We start from the raw sequence: 18,694 nt of genomic DNA, 5'->3' as shown, positions 1-18,694 counted from the left end.
GGCGTGCGCGAGTGCGATAGGGACGACCGCAGCAGCGGCGAGGCCGCCGGCGGCCGCGCCGATTGCCAACAGAAGACGACGTTGTTCCATCACCGGAGCCCCCCCTTGTGGTTATTGCATTCGCATGCAACAAGTCCGAATTTCGGAAGAGTACCTCCCCGACGATCTTGAAGCATCCGGAATGAGAAAAATTTGCTAGCGCACAAGCTTCTCGTCACCAAAGGCTCAGTTTTCGCGCGAAAGCCGCGGCTGGGTGCTAACTGTTTACGCAGCGTGCAGGTAGCCACGGAGCTGGTCCAGCCACGCTGAACTGAGCTGATTTCGCCGCCTTGGACGCGCCCGCGGCACCTCCCGCCTGCCGGGTTGTCGGGAGTGTGCAACAGTCGCACACCATTGCGCGTTCACGATCGCGGCATGACCCAAATCGACTGCGCGACTGGCAGAAACACTGGATGATCGCCGGGTGAAAGTCATCGTCACGGGCGGCAACAGTGGCATCGGCGCGGCGACTGCAGCCACACTCGCCGCCGCCGGTCACAGCGTCGTTATCGCCTGTCGCACCATCCCGAAAGCGGAGCGGGCCGCCGCCACCATGAGCGGCGACGTCGCGATCGCCCACCTCGACCTGGCCGATCTGACCAGCGTGCGAAAGTTCGCCGACTCGGTGGATGGCGTCGACGTGTTGATCAACAACGCCGGTGTCCTTGGCTTACCGCTGACCCGCACATCGGACGGATTCGAGGCCCATATGGGCACCAACTACCTCGGACATTTCGCGTTGACGTGCCTGCTCGGCGACCGGATCAAGGACCGGGTTATCTCCGTGGTCAGTGCGGCCTACGCCATGGGCCGCCTGCACCTCGACGATCTGAACTGGCACAACCGCAAGTACTCCAAGTGGTCGGCCTACGGCGAATCGAAATTGGCCGTCATGCTGTTCAATCACGAGTTGACCAGGCGGGGCGTGCGGACCTACCTGACCGATCCGGGTGCGACGGATACCGACATCACCCGGGACACCACCGGGGTGTTGCCGTGGGTGCGTGAACACACCTTTCGCCGGTTTCCGGCCCACAGCGCGGAGACTGGCGCACGATCGACCATTCAGGCAGTGACCACCGATCTGCCCAGCGGCAGCTATCTTGCGCCGCGATTCAGTCAATGGGGCAAACCGAAAGTGACCAAGCCGCGCGCCAAAGCACGTGACGCCGCGATGGCCCGTCAGCTGTGGGACGTGTCTGTCGAGCTGACCGGGTGCGACTGGCCCGTTTGACGAGTGCCGATTAGCGGGTACACACCTCCGTGACTCACCTACAGGCAACGGTCGAGCCGGCGCTGCCTGCTGCGCACGGGCCGCTCTCGATGGCCGTGCGGCGTAGCCTCACCGAGCCCCCGCCGCAGGATCAGCTGACCCGCATCGGCGCACCCGTCAGCGACCCGGATCCGTACGGTCTGGATCTACAACTTGCGCTGTACATGTGCTACGAACTGCACTACCGCGGATTCGCCGGTGTCGACCCAGCCTGGGAGTGGAACCCCGGATTACTTCAGTTGCGTGGACAGTTGGAGCGCGTATTTCTGGCCGCGGTGCGTCGCGATGTGGGCGCGATCGAACCCGGCCGCACCGCCGAAGCCGAAATGAGCGACCTGTCAATCGAATCCGCGAGCGGGACCGGCCCTTCATATTGGCTGCGCGACAACGGGACGTGGCAGCAGATGCGCGAATACTTCGTGCATCGATCGCTGTATCACCTCAAGGAGGGAGACCCGCACGCCTGGGCGATCCCCCGTCTTAGTGGACAGGCGAAAGCGTCATTCGTCGCAGTCGAATTCGACGAATACGGGGCAGGGCATGGCGCCAAACTTCATCAGCAGCTGTTCGCCGACCTGCTGGCCGCGGCCGGACTGGATGCGACGTACCTGGCGTACCTGGAAAAGGTTCCCGCCGAGTCGCTGGCAGTGGTGAATCTGATGTCGCTGTTCGGCTTGCATCGCCAGTTCCGCGGAGCTGCCATCGGACATTTCGCTTCGACGGAGATCACTTCGTCTCCAGGGTCACGCCGGCTGGTAGAAGCGTTGCAGCGGCTGGACGCTCCGCCGGAATGCGTTGCGTTCTATCGCGAACACATCGAGGCCGACGCGGTGCACGAGCAGGTGGTGCGCAACGACGTGGTCGGCGATCTCGTTGCACGAGAACCGCATCTGGACCGCGATGTGGTCTTCGGGATTCGCGCGCATGCCGCGGTCGAGGACAGGCTGGCCGATGTCATCATGGCGTCCTGGAAGGCCGACGAGACGTCGCTGTTACGGCCGCTTGGCTGAATTCGCCTGCACTGCGGCCTGCACTGCGGGCTGACAACGTCGATGGCTGGTATCGCACATCGGGTAGTCCTTGCTCCGGCGACACGTGCACACAGCGACCAAAAATCGATCGGACTCGACGACATCGCCGCCCGGTGTCTCGATGCGGACCGGCCCGGGTATCAACACCGGCCCGTTCGGTATCACCTGCACCCGCATGCGCTCGGTCACGGTTTGTCCGCCCGGATCACCACTAGTTTCTCCGTCCGGCATCCCCGCTTGATCTGGCCGGTGGCAGTCAGCCAGCCGGCCCGTGCCGAGAGCACCGGTCCGAATGGAATCACCTGGGAAGCAATAACTTCGGCTTGCAAACCAGTTGCCCGTAACGAGTTCAGTGATTTCTCGACTCCGGACAGTGCCGACTGCACCAGCAACATCGAGCCACCGGCGTCCAGCAGCCCGGCCGCCGACTCGCACAACGGATCCAGGACCATCCGCCCGTCGACTCCGGCGTTCCAGGCCCGCGCGGGGCCCGCGCTGATCGGGATGACGTCGGTGTCGCCGGCCGGCGGGGTGGGCACGTAAGGCGGATTTGACACGATGAGATCGAAGGGTGCGTAATCCAAAGCGCCGGAACAGGACCCTTCACGAACGTCGATGTCCACACCGGCAAACACGGCGTTGCCCTGCGAGCAGAATACCGCGCGTGGGCAGATGTCCAGCGCGATCACGCTGGCGGCGCCGAGCTCGGCGGCGGCAATCGCGACGACACCGCTTCCCGTACAGAAGTCCAATACCCGCCGCCCCGGCGCTAATTCGGTCTTCTCCAAGCTGTCGATCAGCAATTGCGAGTCATGTTGCGGGGGATAGACACCGTTGATGTCGAGCGAGTTGCTCGATGCGGGATAAGCGATGCTCACTTCGGCCTTTCGAGATCCTGATGGCCATGATGATCACGGCGTCCGGTGACAAATTCCCACAATCCACCGTCTCGAAACCGGATTCGCCAACGAAGTATTCAGGTGCGCGCCGGAGCTTGCTCGAGCTGCTTGACGATGGCGGCGCAAAAGGCAGGGAGATCGGACGGCGACCGGCTGGTGATCAGATTCCGATCGACGACCACCTCCTCGTCGACCACTTTGCCGCCCGCGTTTCGCAAGTCGGTGCGGATGCTCGGATACGAAGTCACCGTTCGCCCCGCCACCACACCCGCCTCCACAAGGGTCCAGGGCCCATGGCAGATGGCGGCGACGGGCTTGCCGGAATTCACGAAGTCCCGCACGAACGACACCGCCGAACTATCCAGTCGAAGCTTGTCCGGATTCACCGTGCCCCCGGGTAGGACCAGAGCGTCGAACTCGTCGACGGATACCTGGGATACCGCCCGATCGACTCGGAATGTTCCGGCCGGCTCCAAATCATGGTTACGTGCCTGTATGTCATCGGTTTTTAGCGACAGCAGCTCAACCTGTGCGCCGTTGTCACGCAGCACCGAGCGCGGCTTTTCGAGCTCGACCTTCTCCACACCATCGGCGGCCAAGATCGCTACCTTCTTGCCTTGCAATGTGTTCGACATCTAGTGCCCTTCTTCCGACCGAAGCGCCGCCAGCAGCGGCTCGGCAGCTTCCTTGAGGAATTCGTCTTGGGAGTCGCCGCCGATTTGCAAAAGCGCGACGTCGGTGAAGCCCGCCTTCCAGTACGGGCGGACCGCGTCGACGATCGCGTCCAGATCCGGGCCGCATGGGATGCTCTCGGCAACATCGTCGGGACGAACGAACTGCGTCGCACCCGCAAACCCGGCTGGTGTGGGCAGATCGGCATTCACCTTCCATCCACCGCCGAACCAACGAAATTGGTCGTGCGCGCGTTGAATGGCCGCATCCCGATCGGGGTCCCAACAAATCGGGATCTGACCGACGACCCGACCGCCGCCGGGCAGCCCGGTGGCCTGGCGCGCGGAATGCCACTCGTGAACGAGTTCCGCGTCGGGTGCTACCGCGATCAGATGGTCGGCGAGAACGCCGAACTTGTCGATTGCCCTCTTTCCACCCACGGCGACGCCGATGCCGACCGGGATATCTGGCAGGTCCCACAGTTTGGCGGAGTCAACCTGGTAGTAGTCGCCCCGCCAGTCGACCAGATCGCCGCCGAACAGCGCACGAATGATCTCGATCGCCTCGCGCAGCATGTCCTGCCGCTGGGTGATCGCCGGCCAGCCCTTGCCGATCACGTGCTCGTTGAGGTTTTCGCCGCTGCCCAGACCCAGGGTGAACCGGCCGTCGGCGAGAATCTGAACGGTCGCCGCCTGCTGCGCGACGACCGCCGGGTGATAGCGCATGGTCGGGCAGGTCACGTAGGTATACAGGTCGACGCGGTCAGTAGTCTGCGCTACCGCGCCCAGCACCGCCCAGGCATTGGGCGCGTGACCTTGCGAGGCCAGCCACGGTGAAAAGTGATCGCTGATGACCTCGAAGTCGAAACCTCGGTGCTCAGCCGATATCGCGTACTGGACAAGGTCTTTAGGGCCGTTCTGCTCTGTCATCAAGGTATAGCCGAACCGTGTCATAGGGTTCGGGTACCCGTGCGCCGCCGAGGCAAACGACCGGCAGCGCTAGAGACGGTCTTTGACCGCCTTCGACAGCCGCGCCCCGTCCGCCTTGCCGGCCGCCAGCGCGGCGGCCGCCTTCATCACCATGCCCATTTGCTTCATGCCCGGCCGCTCGCCCAACTCCTCGGCGACCTGCGCCATTGCGGTGTCAGCGACGTCGGCCAATTCGGCATCGGTCAGCGGGGTCGGCAGATACTCGTCGATGACCCGGGCTTCGGCGTGCTCGTTGGCCGCGAGCTCGCCACGGCCGTTCTGGGTGTAGATCTCCGCCGCCTCGCCGCGTTTGCGGGCCTCCTTGGCCAGTACCTTCAGCACGTCGTCGTCCGAGAGTTCCCGGGCCTCCTTGCCGGAAACCTCCTCGGTCTGGATCGCGGCCAGCAGCATGCGCAGCGTCGCGGTGCGCAGCTTGTCCTTGGCCTTCATCGCATCGGTCAGATCCGCCCGCAACCGGGTCTTGAGTTCCGCCATGACGGAGACGCTACGCGCAGCGCAACCGTCGGACGCCGAGGCCCGCAAACACCGCGGACGTTGAGAAATGCCCGGGTGGCCGACAGTATGGGAACCATGATCGACCTTGACGGCGGCTCCACCAGGTGAGCGCGCCGCCGCCCGATTACCCGGATAGCGGTTACCCACCGACCGGCTACCCTCCCGCCGCATACCCACTGCCGGGCTATCCACCAATGGGTTATCCGCCGCCGGGTTCCCAATGGCAGCCCGCGTCCGGCTACCCGCCGCAGCCGGGCTACCCGCAGCCGGGCTACCCGCAGCCGGCCTACGGCTGGCAGCCCGGTTACCCGCAGCAGCCTGGGTACCCGTCGCCGCCCAACTACCAGCCGCCGCCTGGTTACCCGCAGCCGGCCTACGGCTGGCAGCCCGGTTACGCTCCCCAGCCCGGGTACGGCGTACCGCCACCGCAGGTCAGCCGGGCGTGGGCGCCGGGAATCATCCCGCTGCGGCCGTTGAGTCTGAGCGACATCTACAACGGCGCGGCCGTCTACATCCGGGCCAACGCCCGGGTCACGTTGGGACTGACGGCCGTGGTCGTCGTGATCACCCAACTCGTCACCCTCGCCGCCGCCCTCGGGCCCCTTGCCGCGGCCAGCCGACTGAGGACAGCGCCGTCCGACGAACTCACCGGGGGCGATGTGGGGGCCTGGACACTCGCGGGAGGTCTCAGTGGGCTGGTCGGGTGGGTATCCGGCACCCTGCTGACCGGCATGCTCGCGGTCGTTGTCGGCCGCGCGGTGTTCGGCTCGACAATCGGCGCCGGGGAGACGTGGGCCAGGATCCGGGGACGGCTGCCCGCATTGATCGGGCTGGTGGCACTCGAGTCCGCCGGGCTGATACTGCTCTGCGGCGCCGTGGGCGTGATCATCGCGGCCATCGCTGCCGCCGGCAACGTGGCGGCGACGGTCATCCTCGGCTTTCCGCTGGTGCTGATGTCGATCGCGGCGCTGATTTACCTCTACACGGCACTGTCATTCGCGCCGGTGCTGATCGTGTTGGAGCGGCTGCCGGTGACCGATGCGATGGGGCGATCATTCACGTTGATACGCAACAGTTTTTGGCGAGTATTCGGCATCCGCGTATTGACGTGGTTGGTGGTCACGTTGATCGCGGGCGCCATCGCCGTACCGTTCGAATTCGTAGGTGACCTGCTCGGCGGCCCCAGCGTCCCGGTGCTGCTCGGCTTGACGGTGGGGGCCGTCGGATCGGCGATCGGCCGAATCATCACCGCCCCATTCAGCGCGGGCGTGGCTGTCCTGCTCTACGCAGATCGCCGGATCCGTAGCGAGGCATTCGATCTGGTGCTGCAGACGGGCGCCGCCAGAGGCCCGGCGGCAATCGCGTCGAGCGACTACCTCTGGCTGTCGCGGCCGGTATAGGGACCAGTCGAGGATGCCCGCGATCGACATCGGCCGTGACACCGCGCACGAGGCTGCCCAACGCGAACTCGACAAGCCGATCTACCCCAAAGGCTCGGTGGTGCAGCGGGTCCACGAGTGGATTCACGAGCTGCTGTACCGCCTAATCGAGAAAGGCTCATCGCTGCCCGGCGGGTGGTTCACCGTCACCGTGCTACTCACCCTGCTGGTCGTCGCGATCGTGGTGGCGGTTCGCATCGCGCAACGGACCATCCGCACCCGTCGCGGTGGCGACTACCAAGTGTTCGACGCCGGCCAGCTCACCGCGGCTCAGCATCGCGCTATCGCCGCACAGTTTGCCGCCGAGGAAAATTGGACGGCCGCGATTCGGCATCGGTTGCGCGCGGTGGCGCGCGGCCTCGAGGAGAGCGGGACACTGGATTCGGCTCCCAGTCGCACCGCCAATGAACTGGCCGAGGACGCCGCCGAACGCATACCCGCGCTGGCCGCCGAGTTTTCGCAGTCGGCAACCGCATTCAACGACGTCACCTATGGCGAAAGACCGGGCACGCCGGCTGCTTACCAGATGATCGTGGATCTCGACGACCACCTCCGATTCGGTCCGGCAGCAGCCCGACCCGGTCCCCCGGGGCAACGCCCGGTCGACTCGTGGGCCCGAGTCCGGTGACGGTCGCACAGGCACCACACCCGATACGGCGTCGATCGCGGCGATGGTTGCTACCCGCGTTGGTCGCGATCTGCGCCGTCGCCGCAATCGGCACGTACCTGACCGCGCCCCGGCCGGGTGGGCAGATGGACCCCGAGTCGACGGGACCCAAAGGCGCGCACGCGCTGATAGCGCTGCTGCGGGATCACGGCGTCACCGTCGTCGTGGCCAACAGCGTCGACGACGCCGTGAATGCGGCGGGCCCCGGAACGCTGCTGTTGTTCGCGCAGACCCAGCGCGTCTCCACCGAGGAGTTGCTGAAGAGGCTGGCCGACGCGCCCGGCGATTTGCTGTTGGTCGAACCGACCGCGCACGCCCGCGCGGCGCTCGCACCAGGTATCCGCAGCGGCGGTGCCAGTACGTCGGACACCAAGCCGGATTGCGCTCTGCGAGAAGCGGATCAGGCAGGAACGGTGGACTTCGGGCCGTCGAACACGTTTCGCGCCGTCGGCGATAGAACCGTGAGTAGCTGCTATGGCGGAGCGCTGGTCCGCTATCGCGATGGCGACCGCACGGTGACGGTGGTCGGCAGCACCGACTTCTTGACCAATGGCAGTTTGTTGCGGGCAGGCAACGCCGCGCTGGCCATGAACCTCGCCGGCCAGCATCCCCGTCTGGTGTGGTACGCACCGCAGCACATCGAAGGTGGATCATCCGGCAAGGGAAAGATTTTCGACCTGATCCCCGATAACGTGACCTGGATGGTCGTCCAGCTGTGGCTGACGGTGGCGCTGATCGCATTATGGAAAGGCCGACGAATCGGGCCGCTGGTCGCCGAGAAGCTGCCGGTAGTAGTACGCGCGTCGGAGACGGTCGAAGGCCGCGGCCGGCTGTACCGATCGCGGCGAGCCCGAGACCGGGCGGCGCAAGCACTGCGCAGCGCGGCCCTCCAGCGCATGCTCCCCCGACTCGGTCTGGGCGTGGACACTCCACCACCGGCGGTGATACTCGCGATTGCTCAACACGGCAGATCCGACCCGGAATCGCTGTGGCACATCCTGTTTGGCCCGCCGCCGGCCACCGATGCCGACCTGATCCGACTCACCCACGCACTCGATGACATCGAAAGGCAGATCACACACCTATGAATCAACCGCCGCACAGCTCCACTCAGCCACCGCCGGCGCAAGCGGCCCGTCATGCGCTACTCGCGCTACGGGCCGAGATCGGCAAAGCCGTCGTGGCGCAGGACGCGGTAATCACCGGGCTGGTGATCGCGCTGCTGTGCCGCGGTCACGTTCTGCTCGAAGGTGTTCCGGGCGTGGCGAAGACGCTGTTGGTCCGCTCCCTTTCCGCGGCACTGCAACTGGATTTCAAACGTATTCAATTCACCCCTGACCTGATGCCGGGCGATGTGACTGGATCGTTGGTGTACGACACCCGCACCGCCGCGTTCACCTTCCGCAGCGGCCCGGTTTTCACCAATCTCCTGCTGGCCGACGAAATCAATCGCACGCCACCGAAAACGCAAGCGGCACTGTTGGAAGCGATGGAAGAACGTCAGGTCACCGTGGACGGCGAACCGAGAGCCCTACCCGATCCGTTTATCGTTGCGGCGACGCAAAACCCGATTGAATACGAAGGCACCTATCAGTTGCCCGAAGCACAGCTCGACCGGTTTCTGCTGAAGCTGGATGTGCCGCTGCCGCCGCGCGACGCCGAGATCGCCATCCTTGGCCGGCACGCACACGGCTTCGACCCCCGCGACCTGTCGGCGATCCGGCCGGTCGCCGGGCCGGCGGAGTTGGCGGCGGGCCGTGATGCGGTGCGCCGGGTATTGGTGGCCGACGAGGTGCTCGGCTACATCGTCGACATCGTCAGTGTGACTCGCCACTCGCCCGCATTGCAGTTGGGCGTGTCACCCCGCGGCGCAACCGCTTTGCTGGCCACCGCACGGTCGTGGTCCTGGCTGTCCGGACGCAACTACGTGACCCCCGACGATGTGAAGGCGATGGCCCGCCCGACGCTGCGCCACCGCGTGATGCTTCGGCCGGAGGCGGAGCTCGAGGGTGCCACCACCGATGGCGTGCTCGACGGCATCTTGGCCTCGGTTCCGGTGCCACGCTAGTGATTTTGACCGGGCGCGCCGGCCTGATCGCACTGTTGTGCGTTCTGCCGATTGCGCTATCACCAAAGCCAGCAGCATCTTTCGCCGTGCTGCTGGCACTGCTGGCAGCCGCGGTTGTCGCGGACCTCGGCTTGGCCGCCAGCCCGTCCCGCTTGCGGTACACCCGGTTACCGAACGGGTCGGTTCGGCTTGGTGAATCAATGAATCTCGGCCTGCTGATCCACAACAGCGGCCGACGACGTTTTCGCGGCCGGGTTCGCGATGCCTGGCCGCCCAGCGCGCAGGCCGAACCGCCGACGTACGCCGTCGATATCGTTGCCGGACAGCTCCAACGGGTAGACACCTGCTTGCGGCCGATGCGCCGCGGCGATCAACAATCGGCGGCGGTGACAGCGCGTTCGATCGGCCCACTGGGACTGGCGGGCCGGCAGAAGTCGCGGCCGGTGCCGGGTCAGGTGCGGGTGCTGCCGCCGTTCCTGTCCCGCAAGCACTTGCCGTCGCGCCTGGCTAGGCTGCGGGAGATCGACGGTCTGCTGCCGACCCTGACCCGCGGTCAGGGGACCGAATTCGACTCGCTGCGTGAGTATGTAGTCGGCGACGACGTGCGTTCCATCGACTGGCGCGCGACTGCCCGGCGCGCCGATGTCGTGGTCCGGACCTGGCGGCCGGAGCGCGACCGGCGAGTCGTCATCGTCCTCGACACCGGACGAACATCCGCAGGTCGCGTCGGAGTCGATCCGATGACCGCCGACCCCGGCGGCTGGCCCCGGCTGGACTGGTCCATGGACGCGGCTCTGCTGCTGGCGGCACTCGCCTCGCGAGCCGGTGACCACGTCGACTTCCTCGCCCACGACCGGACCACCCAGGCCGGCGTGTTCGGCGCGTCACGCACGGAGCTGCTGGGCCGCCTGACCGAGGCGATGGCACCGCTGAATCCGGCGCTCATCGAATCTGATTCCACTGCAATGGTTTCCGCGGTCATGCGGCGCACACGGCGTCGGGCACTGGTGGTGCTAATGACCGACCTCAACGCCAGTGCCCTCGACGAGGGCCTTGTGCCGGTACTTCCCCAGCTCTCGGCCAGACACCACGTGATCGTCGCGGCAGTCACCGACCCACGCGTCGACCAACTCGCCGCCGGACGTTCCGACGCGGCCGCGGTGTACGACGCGGCTGCCGCCGAACGCGCCCGTAACGAGCGGTGGACGATAGCTTCTCGGCTACGTCACAACGGGGTGGAGGTCGTCGACGCGCTACCCACCGAACTCGCGCCGGCGCTCGCTGACCGCTATCTGGCGATGAAAGCCACTGGGCGGCTTTAGCTCACGACGTCGAGTGGCCAGTTATGACACCATTTTCCTCGGTTCGCGTGTCATAACTGGCCAATCGACACGAATTACCGGGTCGGTACCACGTCGGGCGCATCGGCGATATCACCGGTGTCGCCGGCCCGCACCGCACGGCGGCCGAAGTAACCGACGTACGCCAAAAAGCTCACCTCGGCCAGCACTCCGATGCCGATACGCAGAAAAGTCGGCAACGAAGACGGGGTGACGAACGCCTCGATAGCGCCCGAAACGAGCAGCACGACAACCAAACCCACGGCGGCCGAGATCACCGCGCGGCCCTGCTCGGCGAGTACCTGCCCGCGCGGGCGATCGCCCGGAGAGATCACCGACCAGCCCAGCCGCATCCCGACGGCACCCGCCAGGAACACCGCCGTCAGCTCCAACAAGCTATGCGGGAGCAGCAATCCCAGCAGCACGTCGGCCTTGCCGGCCTGAAGCATCAGACCGGCGACCACCCCGAGATTGGCGGCGTTGGCGAACAGCACGAACGGGATCGGCACGCCCAGCACGACGGAGAACGCGATGCATTTTGCCGCCACCCAGGAGTTGTTCACCCACACGTGTAGCGCGAACGCGCCCGCCGCGTGCTCGCTGTAGTACGAGGCGAAGTCGTGGTTCACCAATTCGTCGATCTCACTGGGCGTTCCGATCGTGGACTGCACTTCCGGGCTGCCGATGACCCACATGGCGATCACCGCGGTGACGGCGAAGAACACCACGGCCGTCGCCAGCCACCACCGCCACGCGCGGTAGGCCACCACCGGAAACGACACCGCCCAGAACCGGGTGAACTCGCTCGACAGCGGCGCATGAGCGCCGGTGACCGCGGCTCGGGCCCGTGCGACCAGACTGGACAGCCTGCCGACCAGTGCCGAATCGGACGACGCGGAGCGCAGCATCGACAGGTGCGTCGAGGACCGCTGGTAGAGCTCGACCAGCTCGTCGACCTCGGCTCCGTCGAGCCGGCGTCGGTACTTCACCAGTCGCTCGAGGCGATCCCAGGTGCTGCGGTGCGCGAGCACGAACGCGTCGACGTCCACGGAGTAAACACTAGTCAAACCGGCGTAGCGTTCGCGGTATGTCGGAAGTGGTGACCGGGGACGCCGTGCTTCTCGACGTTCGGGTTGCGCAACTACCGGTGCGAGCGGTGAGTGCACTCATCGACATCGCCGTCATCCTGGTCGGCTACCTAGTGGCGTTGGTGTTGTGGGCGGGCGCGCTGACCCACTTCGACGACGCGGTGACCGGGGCAATCAGGATCATCTTCACCGTGCTGGTCTTCGTCGGGTATCCGCTGGTGTTCGAGACCGCGACGCGCGGTCGCACGCTCGGCAAGATGGCGATGGGTCTGCGCGTGGTGTCGGACGACGGCGGCCCGGAGCGGTTCCGCCAGGCCCTGTTTCGGGCGTTGGCGTCGATCGTCGAGATCTGGGGGTTATTGGGCAGCCCCGCAGTCATCTGCAGCATGCTCTCGCCGAGGGCCAAGCGGATCGGCGACGTCTTTGCCGGCACGGTGGTGATCAGCGAGCGTGCGCCGAAGCCGGGGCCACCGCCCAGCATGCCGCCACAGCTGGCTTGGTGGGCCCCGTCGCTGCAGCTGTCCGGCCTGAGCGCTGAACAAGCCGAGGTTGCACGGCAATTCCTCACGCGGGCAATGCAACTCGATCCACAGGTGCGCGATCAGATGGCCTACCGGATCGCCAGTGACGTGTTCAGCCGGGTGGCTCCTCCGCCGCCGCCCGGGACTCCACCCCAATTGGCCCTGGCCGCCGTCCTGGCCGAACGACACCGCCGAGAACTCGCCCGGTTACGCGGCTGTTGATCCCCCGGGCTACTGCGCGACTGTGGTAACGAGGATGGCGACATCGGCGATCAGCAGCGCGATCGCGATCACGGGGATCACGAATCCCCATCGGCGCCGGGCGGTGAAAAAGGACGCAACGACCGCTAGGCCCGCGACCACCGGCGCGCCGTAAAACAGCATGTCGAAACTGATCCCGTTCGGCCCCAGATTGGGGCAGGCCTTGTCGCTGCAGGCGGCGGTGCTCATCACAGCGCCCATGGCGACCACCATCACAACGCCCGCGCCAACGACCGTGAGCAGCGCCAGGGCCCAGTTCACCCACATCCGCACGCGCTTGTCGTGGTCGGTATCACCGGGCTCGACCAACGCGTCGCGGTTGCCTCCCGAGTCAGCCTTTACGTGCACATTTTCCTGGCTCATGAGTGGGGTGCTACCCCGCTGCCGGCATCCGCAAACAGCCACAGAGCATGCCGGCTCGAAATTCGGACTTGCCGAACGATATGTTCCGATATATCGTCGTCGTATCGATAGCGCATCCGGCGCTATCTTTCCAGAAACGAGAACAACCCCATGAGTAACCCATTTCCCCATGTGGGCGGGCCATTCGCGGGTGGGCCGGGGCCGTCAGGCTTCGGATTTGCACCCCAGGACCGCCGCGCACTGCACGAACAGCGCAAGCAAGCCCGTCGCGAATTCCGCGACTATGTCCGCGGTCACGACGCCGGTCGCGACGGGCCGTTTGGGCCCGGTTTCGGCCGAGGGTTCGGTCGCGGCTTCGGTCCCGGTGGCTTCGGCCCGGGCGGCTTCGGTCCGGGCTTCGGCCCGGGCGGACGCGGTGGACGACGCGGCGGCCCCGGCCGGCGCGGTCGCCGTGGTGACGTTCGCGCCGCCATCCTGGTGCTGCTCGCCGAGCGGCCGATGCACGGCTACGAAATCATCCAGGAGGTCGCCGAGCGGAGCCAGGACCTGTGGAAACCGAGCCCCGGCTCGGTCTACCCGACCCTGCAACTGCTGGTCGACGAGGGGCTGATTGTCGCCTCGGAAAGCGAGGGCAGCAAGAAGCTGTTCCAGTTGACCGACGCCGGCAAAGAAGCCGCGGAGAAGGTCGCGACGCCGCCGTGGGACGAGATCGCCGACGGGGTTGACCCCGCGCATCTCAACCTGCGGGCAGCTGTTGGCCAATTGTTCGGCGCCGTAGCGCAATCCGCGCACGCCGCCAGCACCGAGCAGCAGCAGCGCATCATCGAGATCGTCAACAACGCTCGTCGCGAGATCTACACCATTCTCGCCGAAGACGACGACTGATCACACCGCGACGGCGGGGGTCGGCATTGCCGGCCCCCACTGTCCGCGTCAGGACACTTCGACCCAGTCGAGCGTGCGCTGCACGGCTTTTCGCCATCCCGCGTAGCCCGTCGAGCGCTGTTCCTCGCTCCACTCCGACGTCCACCGCTTACCTTCGCGCCAGTTGGTCCGTAACTCATTCGGGTCGGCCCAGAAGCCGACCGCCAGACCCGCCGCGTAGGCCGCGCCCAGCGCGGTCGTCTCGGCGACCACCGGACGCACCACGTCGACATTGAGGACGTCAGCCTGGATCTGCATGCACAGATCGTTCGCGGTGATCCCGCCGTCGACCTTTAAAACCTCAAGGCGCACAGCCGAATCGGCCTGCATCGCGTCGACCACGTCACGGCTTTGGTAGCAGATCGACTCCAAGGTCGCGCGGGCCAGGTGTGCGTTGGTGTTGAACCTCGACAGTCCGACGATCGCGCCGCGGGCATCGGAGCGCCAATACGGCGCGAACAAACCCGAGAACGCCGGAACGAAGTACACCCCGCCGTTGTCATCGACCTGTCGGGCCAGCGCCTCACTCTGGGCCGCCCCGCTGATGATGCCGAGTTGATCGCGTAGCCATTGCACGGCCGACCCGGTGACGGCGATCGAACCTTCTAGGGCGTAAACGGGTTTCGCGTCACCGAACTGATAGCACACGGTGGTCAGCAGACCGTTTTGCGACCGGACGATCTGTTCGCCGGTGTTCAGCAGCAGGAAATTGCCCGTGCCGTACGTGTTTTTGGCCTCGCCAGGCTGCAGACAGACCTGGCCGACCATCGCCGCGTGCTGGTCGCCGAGGATTCCGGTGATCGGCACCTCGCCGCCGAGCGGCCCGTCGGGCGTCGTGACGCCGTACGGCTGACGCGGCGACGACGACGCGATGGACGGAAGCATCGCCCGCGGGATGCCGAAAAACGAGAGCAGCTCGTCGTCCCAGTCCAATGTCTCCAGGTCCATCAGCATGGTCCGGCTGGCATTGGTGACGTCGGTGACGTGTACCCCGCCGCGGGGGCCGCCGGTCAGATTCCACAACAGCCAGCTGTCGATGGTGCCGAAAGCCGCTTCGCCGCTCTCGGCTGCGGCACGCACACCGTCGACGTTGTCCAGAATCCACTGCAGTTTGCCGCCGGCGAAGTAGGTCGCCGGCGGTAACCCCGCTTTGTGCCGGATCACGTCGCCGCGGCCATCGCGATCCAGCGCCGACGCGATCCGGTCGGTGCGGGTGTCTTGCCAGACGATCGCGTTGTAGTACGGCCGGCCGGTGCGTCGATTCCACACCAGCGTCGTCTCGCGCTGGTTCGTGATTCCCAGCGCAACAATATCTTTCGACGACAGGTTGGTTGCATTGAGCGTCGACATCAGCACCGACGTCGTGCGCTCCCAGATCTCGACCGGGTTGTGCTCGACCCATCCGGACCGCGGCAGGATCTGCTCGTGCTCGAGTTGGTGGCGACCCACCTCGGCGCCGTCGCGGTCGAAGATCATGCAGCGGGTGCTGGTAGTGCCCTGGTCGATCGAAGCGACGAACTCGGCCAATTGTTCTCCTCCCGCGCTTCCGTCCATCATGAACTACGCGGGGAACCCTCGGTTAGAGGCTGTTGACGAGATCTAAGAGGCCGATGTCGGGGTTGATGACGTCGAAGGGAGCGAACGAGTCGATCGGCGTGATCACGCCGCCGACGTCGTCGAGGCCAACTTGGAGAAGTGAGGGAACCGTGAACAGGATTTCAGAGGTGCCCGATCCCGGGCCGCCCGAAAAGATGTCGAGGTCATACGTCAAAGAACCGAGCGAACCGACCAGGTAGTTGTCGAACGCTCCGGCTGAGTCGAGGCTCAAGGTATCGGTGGACCCGTCGATGGCGAACGGTCCGATAGTGACGATGCCCGCGGTGGAGGGCGCACCACCGAGGGTGACCAAGCCGGCGTCGGGACTGACGAAGTCGAACGGGTTGAACGAGTAGAACGGTGTGCTGGTCCCGTCGACATCGTCGAAACCACCTTGGAACAGCAGCGGAATCGTGAAGACGTACTCAGCGCTGTTCGATCCTGTGGGGCCCTGATAGACGTCGAGTTCAAACGGGGTCGAGCCGAGGGACCCAGTGGTGTAGTTGTCGAACGCCAAGGTCGATGAGTCGTAGGTCAAAGTGTCGTTATATCCGCCGATCGCGAACGGCCCGATGCTCACCAAGTCGCCGGTGGTGTCGGCGCTCGCGACAGATCCGGTGCACAGCGCGATCAACGGCGACGCCAGCAGGGCACCGAAAGCGACTCCGGCCACGCTGCGGCGGTTTGAACGACTCATCTTTCCCCCCGGAATCTTCCTGTGAATCATGTAAGACTGAGCTGAGATTGTTGCAAGTATCCGACGCGCGCGTCAATAGCGCGGGAAAACCGATAACGAACCGCGCACGCATCGGCAATTCGGTGGCGGGTCAGTTCATTTGGCCGATCGGTTGCGGTGCCGTGCGTAAGAAGGTTGCATCTGCGTAGTGGGCAAAGACGTCAAGCGGACCACCTACGAGCGCGTCGACCGGCAGCAGTACCGGCGCAAGGTGCAACTGTGCCTCGACGTCTTCGAAACGATGCTCGCGCAGGCCAGCTTCGAATTCGACCACCGGCTTACCGGGATGGAAATCGAATGCAACCTGGTCGATGACGCTTATCAGCCGGCGATGACCAACTCCGACGTCCTGGCCGCTATCGCCGATCCGGCGTATCAGACCGAATTAGGCGCCTACAACATCGAATTCAACGTCCCACCCCGGTCGCTGGGCGGCCATGCCGGAGTGCAACTGGAAGACGAGGTGCGGGCCAGTTTGAACGCGTCCGAGATAAAGGCAAGCGCGGGCGGAGCCCACATCGTGATGATCGGGATACTGCCAACCCTTATGCCCGAACACCTCACCAGCGGATGGATGAGTGAGTCGTCCCGGTATGCGGCGCTCAATGACTCCATCTTCAACGCCCGCGGCGAGGATATGCAGATCGATATCGACGGACCCGAACCGCTCAGCATGTACTCGACGTCGATCGCTCCCGAATCAGCTTGCACCAGTATGCAGTTGCACCTACAGGTGTCGCCCGAAGATTTCGCCAGCAACTGGAACGCCGCACAGGTTCTGGCCGGGCCGCAGCTGGCGCTCGGTGCCAACTCGCCGTATTTCTTCGGTCACCAGCTGTGGTCGGAAACCCGCACCGAACTGTTCGCCCAGTCCACCGACACCCGGCCGGACGAATTGAAAACCCAAGGGGTGCGGCCTCGGGTGTGGTTCGGCGAACGCTGGATCACTTCGATCTTCGATCTGTTCGAGGAGAACGTTCGCTACTTCCCGTCGCTGCTACCGGAGGTGTCCGATGAAGATCCGGTCGCCGAACTGGCGGCCGGGCGCACCCCGCAGCTGGCTGAGTTGCGCCTGCACAACGGCACCGTCTACCGGTGGAACCGCCCGGTATACGACGTCGTCGCGGGACGGCCTCACCTGCGGGTGGAGAACCGCGTGCTCCCCGCCGGGCCGACGGTCGTCGACATGATGGCCAACGCGGCCTTCTACTACGGCATGCTGCGCACGCTGGCCGACGATGATCGGCCGGTCTGGACGAAGATGAGATTCGATGCGGCGCAACATAATTTCGTCGAGGCGGCCCGCCATGGCATGCAGGCCAGCCTGTTCTGGCCGGGATTGGGCGCCGTCACCACCGAGGCATTGGTGATCGGCGAGCTGCTGCCGATGGCGCATCACGGGCTGGACAGCTGGGGTGTCGCCGCTGAGGTGCGCGACCGGCTGCTCGGCGTGATCGAAGGCCGAGCCCGCGCGGGCCGCAACGGCGCGACCTGGCAGGTGTCGACCGTGCGCGCGCTGCAGCGACGCGGGCTGACCCGACCCGCCGCGCTGGCCGAGATGCTGCGGCTGTACTGCGAGCACATGCACACCAACGAGCCGGTCCATAGCTGGGAAGTGCCGGAGTAGGTTGGAAGACATGGCAAATGAAGTAATGGATTGGGACAGCGCATACCGCCAGGAAGCCGGCTTCGACGGGCCGCCGCCCTGGAACATCGGTGAGCCGCAACCCGAGTTGGCCGCGTTGGCCGCCGCAGGAAAATTCCGCAGCGATGTGCTGGACGCCGGCTGCGGTTACGCTGAGCTGTCACTGGCCCTGGCTGCCGACGGCTACACCGTGCACGGCGTCGACCTCACTCCCACCGCCGTCGCTGCCGCCACCAAGGCCGCCGAGGAGCGCGGGCTGAACAATGCCAGCTTCGAACAGGCCGACATCACCACGTTCAGCGGACACGACGGGCGCTTCAACACTGTGGTCGACAGCACGCTGTTCCACTCGCTGCCGGTCGAGGGCCGTGATGATTATCTGCAGTCGGTGCATCGCGCGGCTGCCGACGACGCCGGCTACTTCGTGCTGGTCTTCGCCAGGGGCGCGTTCCCGTCCGAATGGGAGCAGAAGCCGAACGAGGTAGACGAGGACGAGTTACGTTCCGCGGTGAGTAAGCACTGGCACATCGACGAGATTCGGCCGGCGTTCATCCACGCGTATATCCCACCGGCACCGGCAGATTCGGACATTCCGATGCCAGCGCACGACCGCGACGAGAAGGGCCGGATGAAGCTACCGGCCTACCT

At 65.5% G+C, this 18,694-nt stretch carries 19 protein-coding genes and 1 pseudogene; 11 read left to right on the top strand and 9 right to left on the bottom strand.

The window, feature by feature from the left end:
* Nucleotides 1-463 precede the first annotated feature (463 nt).
* Nucleotides 464-1,273, top strand: a complete 810-nt coding sequence (locus VGH54_RS15925) for an SDR family NAD(P)-dependent oxidoreductase (protein ID WP_331513023.1) — start codon at nucleotides 464-466, stop codon at nucleotides 1,271-1,273.
* A gap of 89 nt (nucleotides 1,274-1,362) precedes the next feature.
* A complete protein-coding gene (locus VGH54_RS15920) occupies nucleotides 1,363-2,322 on the top strand; it encodes an iron-containing redox enzyme family protein (protein ID WP_331513027.1) in 960 nt (319 codons plus the stop codon).
* Here VGH54_RS15920 and VGH54_RS15915 read toward each other — a convergent pair.
* The 5 genes from VGH54_RS15915 to VGH54_RS15895 all read right to left on the bottom strand — a co-directional run bounded on the left by VGH54_RS15915 (nucleotide 2,305) and on the right by VGH54_RS15895 (nucleotide 5,377).
* Nucleotides 2,305-2,520, bottom strand: coding sequence for a CDGSH iron-sulfur domain-containing protein (locus tag VGH54_RS15915; protein ID WP_331513026.1), 216 nt, complete (start codon nucleotides 2,518-2,520; stop codon nucleotides 2,305-2,307). The genes VGH54_RS15920 and VGH54_RS15915 overlap by 18 nt on opposite strands.
* A gap of 8 nt (nucleotides 2,521-2,528) precedes the next feature.
* Nucleotides 2,529-3,221, bottom strand: coding sequence for a HemK2/MTQ2 family protein methyltransferase (locus VGH54_RS15910; protein WP_414688728.1), 693 nt, complete (start codon nucleotides 3,219-3,221; stop codon nucleotides 2,529-2,531).
* A 98-nt stretch (nucleotides 3,222-3,319) separates the two neighbouring features.
* Nucleotides 3,320-3,877: a type 1 glutamine amidotransferase domain-containing protein gene (locus VGH54_RS15905; RefSeq protein ID WP_331513022.1), complete on the bottom strand. Its 558-nt coding sequence runs from the start codon at nucleotides 3,875-3,877 to the stop codon at nucleotides 3,320-3,322.
* Nucleotides 3,878-4,867 carry an LLM class F420-dependent oxidoreductase gene (locus VGH54_RS15900; RefSeq protein ID WP_331513021.1) on the bottom strand — a complete coding sequence of 330 codons (990 nt, stop codon included), beginning with the start codon at nucleotides 4,865-4,867 and terminating at the stop codon, nucleotides 3,878-3,880.
* A gap of 45 nt (nucleotides 4,868-4,912) precedes the next feature.
* Nucleotides 4,913-5,377 (bottom strand): GatB/YqeY domain-containing protein, encoded by a 465-nt coding sequence (locus tag VGH54_RS15895; protein WP_331513020.1) that lies wholly within the window; start codon nucleotides 5,375-5,377, stop codon nucleotides 4,913-4,915.
* Between the two features lie 215 nt (nucleotides 5,378-5,592).
* Here VGH54_RS15895 and VGH54_RS15890 point away from each other — a divergent pair, with 215 nt between their 5' ends.
* From VGH54_RS15890 to VGH54_RS15870, 5 genes are read left to right on the top strand one after another with little or no spacing between them, the layout of a single operon-like run.
* Entirely contained in the window at nucleotides 5,593-6,798 is a 1,206-nt protein-coding gene (locus VGH54_RS15890; RefSeq protein ID WP_414688729.1) for a hypothetical protein, read from the top strand.
* 13 nt (nucleotides 6,799-6,811) lie between these two features.
* Complete coding sequence (locus VGH54_RS15885; protein WP_331513018.1) at nucleotides 6,812-7,465, top strand: DUF4129 domain-containing protein; 654 nt, start codon at nucleotides 6,812-6,814, stop codon at nucleotides 7,463-7,465.
* Nucleotides 7,447-8,592: a DUF4350 domain-containing protein gene (locus VGH54_RS15880; RefSeq protein WP_414688727.1), complete on the top strand. Its 1,146-nt coding sequence runs from the start codon at nucleotides 7,447-7,449 to the stop codon at nucleotides 8,590-8,592. The genes VGH54_RS15885 and VGH54_RS15880 overlap by 19 nt, the downstream gene beginning before the upstream one ends.
* On the top strand, nucleotides 8,589-9,572 hold the full coding sequence (locus VGH54_RS15875; RefSeq protein ID WP_331513016.1) for a MoxR family ATPase: 984 nt from the start codon (nucleotides 8,589-8,591) through the stop codon (nucleotides 9,570-9,572). Before VGH54_RS15880 ends, VGH54_RS15875 begins: the two co-directional genes overlap by 4 nt.
* A complete protein-coding gene (locus tag VGH54_RS15870) occupies nucleotides 9,572-10,894 on the top strand; it encodes a DUF58 domain-containing protein (RefSeq protein ID WP_331513015.1) in 1,323 nt (440 codons plus the stop codon). The genes VGH54_RS15875 and VGH54_RS15870 overlap by 1 nt, the downstream gene beginning before the upstream one ends.
* 74 nt (nucleotides 10,895-10,968) lie before the next feature.
* On the opposite strand, the gene VGH54_RS15865 is transcribed toward VGH54_RS15870, so the two are convergent.
* Complete coding sequence (locus VGH54_RS15865; protein ID WP_331513014.1) at nucleotides 10,969-11,961, bottom strand: stage II sporulation protein M; 993 nt, start codon at nucleotides 11,959-11,961, stop codon at nucleotides 10,969-10,971.
* Between the two features lie 38 nt (nucleotides 11,962-11,999).
* Here VGH54_RS15865 and VGH54_RS15860 point away from each other — a divergent pair.
* Nucleotides 12,000-12,734: pseudogene (locus VGH54_RS15860) on the top strand (RDD family protein); the annotation flags it as partial.
* Between the two features lie 18 nt (nucleotides 12,735-12,752).
* Here the strand turns inward: VGH54_RS15860 and VGH54_RS15855 are convergent.
* Nucleotides 12,753-13,145: a hypothetical protein gene (locus VGH54_RS15855; RefSeq protein WP_331513013.1), complete on the bottom strand. Its 393-nt coding sequence runs from the start codon at nucleotides 13,143-13,145 to the stop codon at nucleotides 12,753-12,755.
* Between the two features lie 150 nt (nucleotides 13,146-13,295).
* On the opposite strand from VGH54_RS15855, the gene VGH54_RS15850 reads away from it, so the two are divergent.
* Nucleotides 13,296-14,030: a PadR family transcriptional regulator gene (locus VGH54_RS15850; RefSeq protein WP_331513012.1), complete on the top strand. Its 735-nt coding sequence runs from the start codon at nucleotides 13,296-13,298 to the stop codon at nucleotides 14,028-14,030.
* Nucleotides 14,031-14,078: 48 nt separating this feature from the next.
* Here VGH54_RS15850 and glpK read toward each other — a convergent pair whose 3' ends face one another.
* Both glpK and VGH54_RS15840 read right to left on the bottom strand, forming a co-directional pair.
* Complete coding sequence (glpK, locus tag VGH54_RS15845; RefSeq protein WP_331513024.1) at nucleotides 14,079-15,623, bottom strand: glycerol kinase GlpK; 1,545 nt, start codon at nucleotides 15,621-15,623, stop codon at nucleotides 14,079-14,081.
* 25 nt (nucleotides 15,624-15,648) lie between these two features.
* Entirely contained in the window at nucleotides 15,649-16,362 is a 714-nt protein-coding gene (locus VGH54_RS15840; RefSeq protein WP_331513011.1) for a hypothetical protein, read from the bottom strand.
* Nucleotides 16,363-16,549: 187 nt separating this feature from the next.
* Between VGH54_RS15840 and VGH54_RS15835 the strand changes: the two genes are divergently transcribed.
* Together VGH54_RS15835 and VGH54_RS15830 are read left to right on the top strand one after the other, a co-directional pair.
* Nucleotides 16,550-18,028, top strand: coding sequence for a glutamate--cysteine ligase (locus VGH54_RS15835; protein WP_331513010.1), 1,479 nt, complete (start codon nucleotides 16,550-16,552; stop codon nucleotides 18,026-18,028).
* Nucleotides 18,029-18,038: 10 nt separating this feature from the next.
* A partial coding sequence (locus tag VGH54_RS15830) for a class I SAM-dependent methyltransferase (RefSeq protein ID WP_331513009.1) occupies nucleotides 18,039-18,694 on the top strand: 656 nt, incomplete at its 3' end.

The sequence above is a fragment of the Mycobacterium sp. genome (assembly GCF_036488105.1).
Taxonomy (GTDB): domain Bacteria; phylum Actinomycetota; class Actinomycetes; order Mycobacteriales; family Mycobacteriaceae; genus Mycobacterium.
Note: the sequence above shows the minus strand (reverse complement) of the source record. Positions and strands in the feature narration are given on the sequence as shown.

Excerpts from the sequence above, each read along its gene's own strand:
- VGH54_RS15920 (WP_331513027.1), top strand. The coding sequence starts at position 1,363 with ATGGCCGTGCGGCGTAGCCTCACCGAGCCCCCGCCGCAGGATCAGCTG.
- VGH54_RS15915 (WP_331513026.1), bottom strand. The coding sequence starts at position 2,520 with ATGCGGGTGCAGGTGATACCGAACGGGCCGGTGTTGATACCCGGGCCG.
- VGH54_RS15905 (WP_331513022.1), bottom strand. The coding sequence starts at position 3,877 with ATGTCGAACACATTGCAAGGCAAGAAGGTAGCGATCTTGGCCGCCGAT.
- VGH54_RS15900 (WP_331513021.1), bottom strand. The coding sequence starts at position 4,867 with ATGACACGGTTCGGCTATACCTTGATGACAGAGCAGAACGGCCCTAAA.
- VGH54_RS15895 (WP_331513020.1), bottom strand. The coding sequence starts at position 5,377 with ATGGCGGAACTCAAGACCCGGTTGCGGGCGGATCTGACCGATGCGATG.
- VGH54_RS15890 (WP_414688729.1), top strand. The coding sequence starts at position 5,593 with ATGGGTTATCCGCCGCCGGGTTCCCAATGGCAGCCCGCGTCCGGCTAC.
- VGH54_RS15885 (WP_331513018.1), top strand. The coding sequence starts at position 6,812 with ATGCCCGCGATCGACATCGGCCGTGACACCGCGCACGAGGCTGCCCAA.
- VGH54_RS15875 (WP_331513016.1), top strand. The coding sequence starts at position 8,589 with ATGAATCAACCGCCGCACAGCTCCACTCAGCCACCGCCGGCGCAAGCG.
- VGH54_RS15855 (WP_331513013.1), bottom strand. The coding sequence starts at position 13,145 with ATGAGCCAGGAAAATGTGCACGTAAAGGCTGACTCGGGAGGCAACCGC.
- VGH54_RS15850 (WP_331513012.1), top strand. The coding sequence starts at position 13,296 with ATGAGTAACCCATTTCCCCATGTGGGCGGGCCATTCGCGGGTGGGCCG.
- glpK (WP_331513024.1), bottom strand. The coding sequence starts at position 15,623 with ATGGACGGAAGCGCGGGAGGAGAACAATTGGCCGAGTTCGTCGCTTCG.
- VGH54_RS15840 (WP_331513011.1), bottom strand. The coding sequence starts at position 16,362 with ATGAGTCGTTCAAACCGCCGCAGCGTGGCCGGAGTCGCTTTCGGTGCC.